Here is an 11,021-nt window from a genome sequence, read left to right as displayed (position 1 = left end):
GCGCGGTCGTCCGGGGGCGGCTGCGGGTGCGGATCGGGGGCTCCAGCATCACGTACCGCGGCAGCCTGCGTCTGACGTACGACGCGGACGGCGAGAGCGGCGAGGGCGGTGTCTGCACGATCCGCGGAGAGGGCGCCGAGGCCCGGGGCGACGGCTCGGTGGAGCTGGCCCTGACGATCGTGCCGCGCCCGGCCGACGACGGCGAGGGCACCGTGCTCGTCTGCACCGGGAAGCTGCGCGGCGACGGCCGGATCACGGAGTTCGAGGAGAAGCAGCGGTCCGCCGCCGGCCGCCGGCTGCTGGACCGCTTCGGCGGTGAACTGGCCGCCGGAATGGCGGCCGACCCGGTCTCCCCGGTGGATGCCGCCGGTACGGTCGCCGCGCCCGGCGGGATCGGCGAACCCGACGACAACGAACCCGTGATCCCGGGCATCCCCGCGCCCGAGACGCCCGGTTCGGCCGATGCCAGGAAAGGCGCGGACGCCGGGAACGGCAGAGGTCCCGGAGGTCCCGGAAGCGCCGAGGGAGCGGGAGAGCCGGAGGGGCCCGGCGCCCCGGACGCCCCGGGTGCCCCGGACGAAGAGGCCCGGGCCCGGGGGGTCTTCGACGTCGAGGTTCCGCCCTCCTCGCTCGACCCGTCGGGCGAGGAGGGTTTCGGCGGCGGGGAGTTCGAGGGCGGCGGCCTCGACGGCGGTCTGGGTGACGACCTCGTCGACGAACTGGACGAGGAGTCGCGTTCCGCCGCCGAGGCGGCCCACGCCCGCCGGACGATGATCGGACGCAGCGCCGAGGAGGTCGACCACGCCCCGCCGCGCGGCCGCTACGCCCCCGTGCCCCCGCCGGAGGAGGTCTCCCCGGCCGCGGCGGTGCTGCGCTGGGCCGCTCCGGCGGCGGCGCTGGCGGTGGCCTCGGCGGTCGTGGTGGGCCGCGTGCTGCGGCGGCGGCGCTGAAGATCGCGGTTACCGCCGGCTCACGCGGTTAAGGTCGTGGATGTGACTGCCCATGATGTCCAAGACACAGACAGCGGAGTCCGTCTGCGAGCCGGCGGCACCGAGGTGACCGTCGACCCGGCACACGGCTGCCGGATCTCCTCCCTGCGCATCGACGGTACGGAGGTGCTGAGGCAGGGGCCGCGGTACGGCGCGTTCGTGATGGTGCCCTGGTGCGGGCGGACCCGGCAGGGGCGGTTCCTCAACGGCGGCGAGCGGTACCAGCTCCCCGTGACCGCCGGGGAGCACGCCATCCACGGCACCGTGCGGGCCGCTCCCTGGCACACCGTCCGCAGCGACGAGCGGACCGCGTCCTTCTACATTGATCTCACCGACCCCTGGCCCTGGCCGGGCCGGGTGACGCAGGTGGTGGAGCTGGCCGAGGACGGCGGCGGCCTCACCCTCACCCTGGGGGTGGAGACGGCCGGGGACTCCTTCCCCGCGCAGGCCGGCTGGCACCCGTGGTTCCTGCGCAACCTCGGGCAGGGCGGGCAGGACGTGGAGCTGGACTTCGCCCCCGCCTGGCAGGAGGAGCGGGGTGAGGACCACATCCCCACCGGCCGCCGCGTCGAGCCGCGTCCGGGGCCCTGGGACGACTGCTTCGGGATGCCGGACGGAGTGGACGTGACGCTGACCTGGCCGGGTGAGCTGGAGTTGAAGGTCACCAGCCGAGCCGAGTGGGTGGTCGTCTACGACGAGCAGCCCGAGGCCGTCTGCGTGGAGCCGCAGACCGGCCCGCCCGACGGGCTCAACTCCCACCCTCGCCTGGTCACGCCCATCGATCCGCTGGAGGTCTCCACGGCCTGGTCGTGGCGCAGGCCGGAGTAGAACCGGGGCAGGACCGGGGCGAGGGGAGCGGCTCGGATGCGGCGCGGGGCTGGCTTAGGCTCATCGGCATGAGCGACGCGCGCGAGAAGCTTCTGCAGCAGATCAAGGACAAGGCCGTGGTCCACGGCAGGGTGACCCTCTCCTCCGGCAAGGAGGCCGACTACTACGTGGACCTCCGCCGGATCACCCTGGACGCCGAGGCGGCTCCGCTGGTCGGGCAGGTGCTGCTCGACCTGACCGCCGACGTCGAGTACGACGCGGTGGGCGGCCTGACCCTCGGTGCCGACCCGGTGGCCGCCGCGATGCTGCACGCCGCCGCCGCACGCGGCCGGAAGCTGGACGCGTTCGTCGTCCGCAAGGCGGGCAAGGCCCATGGCCTCCAGCGCCGGATCGAGGGACCGGACGTGGCGGGCCGCCGGGTGCTGGCGGTCGAGGACACCTCCACCACGGGCGGCTCGGTCCTCACGGCGGTCGAGGCGCTGCGGGAGGCCGGCGCGGAGGTGGTGGGCGTGGCGGTCATCGTCGAGCGTGGTGCGGCCCCGGCGATCGAGAAGGCGGGGCTGCCGTACTACCAGGCGTACGGGCTGGAGGACCTGGACCTGTCCTGACCCCCGCCTCCGCGGGGCCCGGTCCCGGTCCCGGCTCCGGTTTCGGCCCCGGTTCCGGCCCCGGTTCCGCGCAAACCTCGCGGGGCAACCGGAGAGGTCCGTGAGAGTCACTGTTTCACGTGAAACGGTGACTCTCTGTGGCCCGGCCGGCGGTGCGGGACGGCCCCGGCCGCTCCTCGGCCGGCCCCGTCCGGGCGCGGTGAGCGAACCGGCCTCCTCCTGGGGTTCCCGTCCCGCCCCCCGGACGCGGGGGTGGAGCAATCTCACACGTCTGGGAGGATGGGGGCGACGATGACGTCGTTCCGTTGACCCACACCAGAGCCGTAGAGCTTCGCAAACCATCAAGGAGCGGACAGATGCCCATCGCAACCCCCGAGGTCTACAACGAGATGCTCGACAGGGCGAAGGCAGGCAGGTTCGCCTACCCCGCCATCAACGTGACCTCGACGCAGACGCTGCACGCCGCGCTGCGCGGTTTCGCCGAGGCGGAGAGCGACGGCATCATCCAGATCTCCACCGGCGGCGCCGAGTTCCTGGGCGGCCAGTACAGCAAGGACATGGTGACCGGTGCGGTCGCGCTGGCCGAGTTCGCGCACATCGTCGCCGAGAAGTACCCGGTCAACGTCGCGCTGCACACCGACCACTGCCCCAAGGACAAGCTGGACGGCTATGTGCGTCCGCTGCTGGAGCTCTCCCGCAAGCGCGTCGAGGCGGGCATGAACCCGCTGTTCCAGTCCCACATGTGGGACGGTTCGGCCGAGACCCTGGCCGACAACCTGGAGATCGCCCAGGAGCTGCTGGCCGCCGCCGCTGCCGCGAAGATCATCCTCGAGGTCGAGATCACCCCGACCGGCGGTGAGGAGGACGGGGTCAGCCACGAGATCAACGACGAGCTGTACACCACCGTCGACGACGCCGTCCGCACCGCCGAGGCCCTGGGCCTGGGCGAGAAGGGCCGCTACCTGCTGGCCGCCTCCTTCGGCAACGTCCACGGCGTCTACAAGCCGGGCAACGTCGTACTCCGCCCCGAGCTGCTGAAGGACCTCCAGGAGGGCGTGGCCGCCAAGTTCGGCAAGCAGAACCCGTTCGACTTCGTCTTCCACGGCGGCTCCGGCTCCACCGAGCAGGAGATCGCCACCGCGCTGGACAACGGCGTGGTGAAGATGAACCTCGACACCGACACCCAGTACGCGTTCACCCGCCCCGTCGCGGACCACATGTTCCGCAACTACGACGGCGTGCTGAAGGTGGACGGCGAGGTCGGCAACAAGAAGGCCTACGACCCGCGCAGCTGGGGCAAGCTGGCCGAGAAGAGCATGGCCGAGCGCGTCGCCAAGGCGTGTGCCGACCTGCGCTCCACCGGCACCCGCATGAAGTAACCCCCGATGAGGTAGCACCGCAGCACCCGCACCTCCCCGTACGGTCTCCCGCCCGGCCGTCCCGGGCCCGGGCGGGGACTCGGACGGACGCGAGCCCGGTACCCGGCACCCGCCGCGGACACCGGGCTCGCCGCGTCCCGCCCGTGCGGCCACCCTACGCACGCCGCGCCGCTCTCCGCACGCCGCGCCGCTCTCCGCACGCCGCTCTCCGCGCACCGGCGGCGAGCGTGCAGACTGGGGCCATGGCCATTCACGAGAACCTGCTCGGGGGACCGCCCCCGACCCACCTTCCCGACGATCCCGAGCCGCGTGAGCTGCTCGCCTCGGGCACCTCGCCCGCCGAGGTCGCCGCGAAGCACCCGACCTCCTCCCTGGCCTGGGCCCAGCTCGCGGACGACGCCTTCGCGGCCGGACGCACGGTCGAGTCGTACGCGTACGCCCGCACCGGCTACCACCGCGGCCTGGACGCCCTGCGCCGCAGCGGCTGGAAGGGGCACGGCCCGATCCCGTTCGAGCACGAGCCGAACCGGGGCTTCCTGCGCGCCCTGCACGCCCTCGCCCGCGCCGCCCAGGCCATCGGCGAGCAGGAGGAGTACGAGCGCTGCACCACCTTCCTGAAGGAGAGCTCGCCCACCGCGGCGGCGACGCTTTCCTGACGGCCCTCCCGACAGCTCTCCCGACGGGAGACACCTCCTGACGGGAGATCCCTCCCGATCGGCCCTTGCCGTCGCCGGGTCCCGAACCGATGATCTGCGGAGAAGGCCCGGCGACCCCGGGCGAGCGCGCGAGGAGAACAGAGAACAGCCATGCCGTCAGAGTCGTCAGAGCCGTCACAGCCGACCGGAGCGCAGTCCGGGACCGGCGCCGGAGCCGAGAGCGGTTCGGAGAACCCGAACCTCGACTTCGCGGGCACCACACCGTACGAGGACTACGTCAGGGCGGATGTCCTCACCCACCTCCAGCACCCTCTCTCCGACGATCCCGGAGAGATGTCCTTCCTGGTGACCACACAGGTGATGGAGCTGTGGTTCACCGTCATCGTCCACGAGTGGACGGTCGCCTCCCGGGCACTGCGCGCGGACGACCCGCGCACCGCGCTGGAGGCGCTCAGGCGCTCGGTGTACGAGATGCTCTCGCTCAACGCCTCCTGGGAGCCCCTGGCCCACCTCACCCCGGCGCAGTTCAACGCCTACCGCGGCGCCCTGGGCGAGGGGTCCGGCTTCCAGTCCGCGATGTACCGGCGCATGGAGTTCATGCTCGGGGACAAGTCCGCGTCCATGCTCGTCCCGCACCGCGGCGCGCCGCGCGTGTACGACGAGCTGGAGAAGGCGCTGCACGAGCCGAGCCTGTACGACGAGGTGCTGCGCTATCTCGCCCGCCGCGGCGAGGACATCCCCGAGGAGGTCACCGGCCGGGACGTCTCGCAGCGGTACGAGCCCCACCCGGCGGTCGAGCGGGTCTGGGCGCGGATCTACTCCGGCGACCCCGGCAGCGAGCTGCTGCGCCTGGGCGAGGCGCTGACCGAGGTGGCCGAGCAGGTCTGGCGCTGGCGCAACGACCACCTGGTGGCCACCCGCCGCGCGATGGGTTCCAAGCAGGGCACCGGCGGCTCCGCGGGTGTGGCCTGGCTGGAGAAGCGCGCCCGCAAGAACGTCTTCCCCGAGCTCTGGACGGCCCGCAGCCATGTCTGACGCAACCGAGAACACTCCCGGAAACACCCCCAGAAACACCCCCGGAAACGCCGTGGGAAACACAGCCCTGCGCGAGGAGGCCGCGAAGCTCGACGCCGCCGACGCCCTGGCCGGCCGGCGCGAGGCCTTCGTCCTGGAGGACGAGAAGGGCGAGCGAGTCGTCTACCTCGACGGAAACTCCCTGGGCGCGCTGCCCTGTTCCGTGCCCGCCCGCGTCGCCGACGTGGTGGAGCGCGAGTGGGGGCGGCTGCGGATCCGCTCCTGGACCGAGTCCGGCTGGTGGACCGCGCCCGAGCGGGTCGGCGATCTGATCGCCCCGATCGTCGGCGCCGCGCCCGGCCAGATCGTGGCGGGCGACTCCACCAGCGTCAACGTCCTCAAGGCGGTGGTCGCCGCGATCCGGATGGCCCGCGAGGACAACCCGGCCCGCACCGATCTGCTGGTGGACGCCACCACCTTCCCCACCGACGGCTACATCGCCGCCTCCGCGGCCCGGCTGACCGGCGCCGCGGTCCGCGCGATCCCGGCCGAGGGCATCCCCGGCTCGGTGGGCCCGCGTACCGCCGCCGTGCTGGTCAACCACGTCGACTACCGCACCGGCGAGCTCCACGACCTGCCCGGCATCACCGCCGCCGCCCACGAGGCGGGGGCGTACACGGTGTGGGACCTGTGCCACAGCGCGGGCGCCCTCCCGGTCGGGCTGGACGAGCACGGCGTGGACCTGGCCGTCGGCTGCACGTACAAGTACCTCAACGGCGGCCCCGGCGCCCCGGCGTACCTCTATGTCCGCAGCGGTCTCCAGCCGCGCTTCGACTCCCCGCTGCCCGGCTGGCACTCGCACGCCGACCCGTTCGGCATGAGCCACGAGTACGAGCCCGCCGACGGCGTGCCGCGCGGCCGGGTCGGCACGCCGGACATCCTGTCCATGCTGGCGCTGGAGGAGGCGCTGAGGGTCTGGGACGGGGTGGACGTGGCGGCCGTACGTGCCAAGAGCCTGGCCCTGACGGACTTCTTCCTGCGCTGTGTGGGCGGTTACGTGCCCGCCGGGCGCGTGGAGTCCGTGACCCCGGCCGAGCACTCCCGGCGCGGCAGCCAGATCGCGCTGCGCTGCCCGGACGCCGGGGAGGTGATGGCGGAGCTGGTCGCGCGCGGCGTGGTGGGCGACTTCCGCCGCCCGGACGTGCTGCGCTTCGGTTTCACCCCGCTGTACACGTCCTTCGCCGACGCCGAGCTGGCCGCCCGGGTCCTCGGCGAGGTGCTGGCGGAGCGCGATGCCTGAGACGGTATCCGCGGGTGAGGCGGAGGAGGCGGCGCTGCTGGGCCTGGCCCCGGCGGCGCCGTCCGCCACCGAGCGCTACGGCCCCCACCCCTCGCAGGTGATCGATCTGTACGGCCCGCCCGGCGGGCCCCTGGTGGCCGTACTGCACGGCGGCTTCTGGCGGGAGGCGTACGACCGCGTCCACCTGTCCCCGCTCGCCGCCGCGCTGGCCGGCGGGTACGGGCTGCGGGTGGCGCTGGTGGAGTACCGGCGCGTCGGCGGTGGCGGCGGCCGGCCGGGCACCTTCGACGACGTCGGAGCCGCCCTGGACCACCTGCGCGGGTCGGGGGAGCTCCGGGCGCTGGCCGGGCACTCGGCGGGCGGCCACCTCGCCCTGTGGGCGGCCTCCCGGGGGGCGGCGCGGTGCCCGGTGGTCGCCGTCGCCCCGGTCGCCGATCTCGCCCGTGCCCATGAACTGGGCCTGAGCGGCGGCGCGGTGGCCGAGCTGCTGGGCGGCGAGGAGCACCTCGCGGCCCGGCTGCCCGAGGCCGACCCGATGCTGCTGCCGCCGCCGGATTCGGAGGCGGTTCCCGTGGTGCTGCTGCACGGCACCGAGGACGCGGACGTACCCGTCGAGCTGTCCCGCCGCTACGCCGCCGCCCGGCCCGCCGCCCGGCTCGCCGAGCTGCCCGGCACTGGCCACTACGCGCCCGTGACCCCGGGCACGGCGGCCTTCGAACTGCTGGCGCGGGAGCTGGCGCGGTACGCGGGCGTGAGGCACCTGGGCGTGTAGTACCTGAGACGGACCTCCGAGGATGCGACCGCGGGCGGACGACCCCGGCGCCCGCGGTCCCTAGTGTCGTCACCGTGACCGACACCATGAACACCGCCGCGACGAAGACGGCGGCGACGAAGACGGCCGGCGGCTCCCGGCAGCCCACCGAGCTGCGGATGGCCCGCGACGCCCTGCGCGACCTGCGCGCGGACCTGCTGACCGGAGCCTTCGCCTTCCGGCCGCTGCCGCCGCTGCCCGATGACCACCGCCTGCTGCGCCTGCTGCCCGCCGCCCTGCGCGGTCCGGCCCGCCGGCTGCCGCACCTGGCCCTGGTGGGCCTGGCGCTGCTGCTGATGTTCATCGAGGTCGTCAACTCCTACTCCAGTGACGGCGGTTTCGTCCGGGCGCTGTTCCTGGGCGTGCCGCTGGTCGTGCTGGTCTTCCGGCCGATCGGTGCCTTCTGGCTGTCGCTGGGCGGCATGCTCTTCACGGCGGCCGTCGCCCCCGGTACCTGGGTCGCCTGGCCCTGGACGGGCGTCTCCTTCGTGGCGCACCTGGTGGTGCTGCTGGGCGTCGCCGCCCGCACCCGCCCCCGGATCTCGCTCCACATGTGGCTGCTGACCGCACTGGCCGGCGGGCTCGCCGCCGCGACGGACCCCTACCGGGGCGCTGCGGTCGCCTTCGCCATGACGGTGGTCTCGGGGATCGCCCTCACGCTGCTGCTCGCCGTACGCGGCTGGCGCGACTCGCGCCGTCAGGTCGTCGAGCAGGTCGCGGTGGTGGAGGAGGAGCGGTCCCGGCGCACCCTGCTGGAGGAGCGCACCACCATCGCCCGCGAGCTGCACGACGTGGTGGCCCACCACATGTCGGTGGTCGCCATCCAGGCCGAGGCGGCCCCCTACCGGGTCCAGGACCCGCCCGAGGAACTGGTGGCGGCGCTGGCCACCATCCGCCAGAACGCGGTGACGGCCCTGACCGAACTGCGCCGCGTCCTGGGCGTCGTCCGCGCCGACCTGCCGGGTGACCTGGACGACTGGGGTCCGGAGGCGCCGCAGCCCACCCTCGCCGACCTCGACGGCCTGCTGGAGAACGTACGCCGGGCCGGGCTGGAGGTGGAGTCGGTGACCACCGGGAGGCCGCGGCCGCTGCCGCAGGGCGTGGAGCTGTCCGCGTACCGCATCGTGCAGGAGGCGCTGAGCAACGCCCTGCGCCACGCGCCCGGTGCGAGAGCCCGGGTGGAGCTGGGCTACGTACCGGTCGGGCTCGGCCTGCGGATCGTCAACGGGCCGCCCGACGGGCCGGTGAAGGCGTCCGGGGGGTCCGGGCACGGACTGATGGGGATGCGGGAGCGCGCGGCGATGCTCGGGGGCGAGCTGGCGGCCGAGGAGACCGGGGACGGCGGCTTCGCGGTGGAGGCGTTCCTGCCGGTGGAGCATGAGGCCGTGCCGGATGCCGCACCGGGTTCCGCATCGCACGCCGTACCGGGCACAGCGCCGGATGCCGCACCGGGGGTCGTGCTCCGCAAGGACGCGCCGTGATCCGGGTGGTGATCACCGACGACCAGATGATGGTCCGCGAGGGCTTCTCCGTCCTGCTGAACGCCCAGCCGGACATGGAGGTCGTCGGAGAGGCGGTCGACGGGCGCGAGGCCGTGGAGGCGGTCGCCCGGCTGGAACCGGACGTCGTGCTGATGGACATCCGCATGCCCGTGGTCAACGGGCTGGAGGCCACCCGCGAGATCTGCGCCTCCGGCTCGGCCGCCAGGGTGCTGATCCTGACCACCTACGACCTGGACGAGTACGTCTACCAGGCACTGCGCGCCGGGGCGAGCGGCTTCCTGCTCAAGGACGCCTCCGCCGGCCAACTGGCCGACGGGGTGCGGACGGTGGCGGCCGGCGAGGCACTGCTCGCGCCGACGGTCACCCGGCGGCTGATCGCGGAGTTCTCCCGGCTCTCGGCCGCCGACGGCCCGCGCGCCCCGCTCAGGGAGCGCATCGGGGATCTGACCGAGCGCGAGACGCAGGTGCTCGCGCTCGTCGCCCGGGGGCTGTCCAACGGCGAGATCGCCGACCGGCTCGTCGTCGCCGAGTCCACCGTGAAGACGCACGTCAGCCGGGTGCTGGTCAAGCTAGGGCTGCGCGACCGCACCCAGGCGGCCGTCTTCGCCTACGAGTCGGGGCTCGTCGTCCCCGGGGGCTGACGCGTCCGGCCCGGACCCGGGGCCGCGCCCGGCACCGGATGCGGGGGAACCGGTCACGGATCGGTTGCCGCCGTCCCCGGCGTGCGTCCGCACCTCTATTCTCGACGGACGAGGTGAACGGGGAGGAGCCGCGCGCGATGGAACCACTGGGGGACGGTGACCCGCGCTGGATCGGCGCGTACAGGTTGCTGGGGAGACTGGGCGCGGGCGGGATGGGCCGGGTCTACCTGGCGCGTTCCGAACGCGGCCGTACGGTCGCGGTGAAGGTCGTCCAGGAGGAGCTGGCCCGCCAGCCCTCCTTCCGCGAGCGTTTCGCCAAGGAGGTCAACGCCGCGCGGCGGGTCGGGGGCCAGTGGACGGCTCCGGTGCTGGACGCCGACACCGATGCCGCGACCCCCTGGGTGGCCACCGGCTACATCGCCGGTCCGTCGCTGCAGGAGGTGGTGGACGAGGACTACGGGCCGCTGCCCGAGCACTCGGTGTACGCGCTGGCGGCCGGGCTGGTCGAGGCGCTGCGCGCGATCCACGGCGCGGAGCTGGTGCACCGCGACCTGAAGCCCTCGAACGTGCTGGTCACCATCGACGGGCCGAAGGTGATCGACTTCGGTATCGCCCGCGCCCTGGACTCGGTGACCGGGAGCGGGCTGACCCAGACCGGCGCCGTCATCGGCTCGCCGGGCTTCATGTCGCCCGAGCAGGTGCGCGGCGAGCGGGTCACCCCGGCCGGCGACGTCTTCTGCCTCGGCGCGGTGCTCGCCTACGCGGCGACCGGGCGGATGCCGTTCGGCACGGCCGACAGCGGCTTCCACGCCCTGCTGTTCCGCATCGCCGAGGAGGAGCCCGATCTGACCGGCCTGTCCGGGCCGCTGCGCGAACTGGTGGCGGACTGCCTGGTCAAGGATCCGGCCGGCCGGCCGTCGCTGGACGACCTGGCCGCCCGCGTCGCGGCGCACACGCCGCCCGGCGGGACCTGGCTGCCGGGCGAGGTGCTGGCGCAGCTCGGCCGCCACGCGGTGCGGCTGCTGGACAGCGAGGACCCGGAGACGGCGGCGAGCGCCCTCGCGCAGTCCGGGGCCGCGGTGGGTCCGGCCCCGTCCGCGCCGCCCGCCGCGCCGCCCGCCGCGCCGCACACGGGACCCGCGCCGGGGGCAGCCGCGCCGGGGGCCGCCCCAGGGGCGGCCCCGGGGTACACGGCGCCCGTTCCGCCGACCGTGCCGCCCCAGCCCGCCTACCTGTCGGGGCCGGCCGCCGCGCCGTACGCGCCGCAGGCGCCCCGGCCGTGGCACTCCACGC

At 74.2% G+C, this 11,021-nt stretch carries 11 protein-coding genes; all 11 read left to right on the top strand.

The features are described 5' to 3' along the window. A partial coding sequence (locus L7D48_RS19470; RefSeq protein ID WP_237880787.1) for a hypothetical protein occupies positions 1-950 on the top strand: 950 nt, incomplete at its 5' end. A gap of 42 nt (positions 951-992) precedes the next feature. Continuing rightward, the gene (locus tag L7D48_RS19465) at positions 993-1,817 is read left to right on the top strand and encodes an aldose 1-epimerase (RefSeq protein ID WP_237880785.1); all 825 of its coding nucleotides are present in this window, start codon (positions 993-995) and stop codon (positions 1,815-1,817) included. A 68-nt stretch (positions 1,818-1,885) separates the two neighbouring features. Then, positions 1,886-2,425, top strand: a complete 540-nt coding sequence (pyrE, locus tag L7D48_RS19460; RefSeq protein WP_237880783.1) for an orotate phosphoribosyltransferase — start codon at positions 1,886-1,888, stop codon at positions 2,423-2,425. 356 nt (positions 2,426-2,781) lie between these two features. After that, a complete protein-coding gene (fbaA, locus tag L7D48_RS19455; protein WP_237880781.1) occupies positions 2,782-3,804 on the top strand; it encodes a class II fructose-bisphosphate aldolase in 1,023 nt (340 codons plus the stop codon). A gap of 242 nt (positions 3,805-4,046) precedes the next feature. After that, on the top strand, positions 4,047-4,460 hold the full coding sequence (locus tag L7D48_RS19450; protein ID WP_237880779.1) for a DUF3151 domain-containing protein: 414 nt from the start codon (positions 4,047-4,049) through the stop codon (positions 4,458-4,460). A gap of 150 nt (positions 4,461-4,610) precedes the next feature. Then, a complete protein-coding gene (locus tag L7D48_RS19445) occupies positions 4,611-5,495 on the top strand; it encodes a tryptophan 2,3-dioxygenase family protein (protein WP_237880777.1) in 885 nt (294 codons plus the stop codon). Further along, on the top strand, positions 5,488-6,774 hold the full coding sequence (kynU, locus tag L7D48_RS19440; protein ID WP_256463011.1) for a kynureninase: 1,287 nt from the start codon (positions 5,488-5,490) through the stop codon (positions 6,772-6,774). The genes L7D48_RS19445 and kynU overlap by 8 nt, the downstream gene beginning before the upstream one ends. Beyond that, positions 6,767-7,546 (top strand): S9 family peptidase, encoded by a 780-nt coding sequence (locus L7D48_RS19435; RefSeq protein WP_237880773.1) that lies wholly within the window; start codon positions 6,767-6,769, stop codon positions 7,544-7,546. Before kynU ends, L7D48_RS19435 begins: the two co-directional genes overlap by 8 nt. Positions 7,547-7,632: 86 nt before the next feature. After that, complete coding sequence (locus L7D48_RS19430; RefSeq protein ID WP_237880791.1) at positions 7,633-9,066, top strand: sensor histidine kinase; 1,434 nt, start codon at positions 7,633-7,635, stop codon at positions 9,064-9,066. Continuing rightward, positions 9,063-9,728 (top strand): response regulator transcription factor, encoded by a 666-nt coding sequence (locus L7D48_RS19425; RefSeq protein WP_279951894.1) that lies wholly within the window; start codon positions 9,063-9,065, stop codon positions 9,726-9,728. The genes L7D48_RS19430 and L7D48_RS19425 overlap by 4 nt, the downstream gene beginning before the upstream one ends. Positions 9,729-9,865: 137 nt before the next feature. Next, on the top strand, positions 9,866-11,021 hold a 1,156-nt coding region (locus L7D48_RS19420; protein ID WP_237880771.1), incomplete at its 3' end, for a serine/threonine-protein kinase.

The organism is Streptomyces sp. ICN903 (genome assembly GCF_022015835.1).
Classification (GTDB): domain Bacteria; phylum Actinomycetota; class Actinomycetes; order Streptomycetales; family Streptomycetaceae; genus Streptomyces; species Streptomyces fenghuangensis.
The sequence above is the reverse complement of the archived record's forward strand: the minus strand, read 5'-3'. Positions and strand labels throughout refer to the sequence as shown.

Excerpts from the sequence above, each read along its gene's own strand:
- L7D48_RS19445 (WP_237880777.1), top strand. The coding sequence starts at position 4,611 with ATGCCGTCAGAGTCGTCAGAGCCGTCACAGCCGACCGGAGCGCAGTCC.
- kynU (WP_256463011.1), top strand. The coding sequence starts at position 5,488 with ATGTCTGACGCAACCGAGAACACTCCCGGAAACACCCCCAGAAACACC.
- L7D48_RS19450 (WP_237880779.1), top strand. The coding sequence starts at position 4,047 with ATGGCCATTCACGAGAACCTGCTCGGGGGACCGCCCCCGACCCACCTT.
- L7D48_RS19435 (WP_237880773.1), top strand. The coding sequence starts at position 6,767 with ATGCCTGAGACGGTATCCGCGGGTGAGGCGGAGGAGGCGGCGCTGCTG.
- fbaA (WP_237880781.1), top strand. The coding sequence starts at position 2,782 with ATGCCCATCGCAACCCCCGAGGTCTACAACGAGATGCTCGACAGGGCG.
- pyrE (WP_237880783.1), top strand. The coding sequence starts at position 1,886 with ATGAGCGACGCGCGCGAGAAGCTTCTGCAGCAGATCAAGGACAAGGCC.
- L7D48_RS19430 (WP_237880791.1), top strand. The coding sequence starts at position 7,633 with ATGAACACCGCCGCGACGAAGACGGCGGCGACGAAGACGGCCGGCGGC.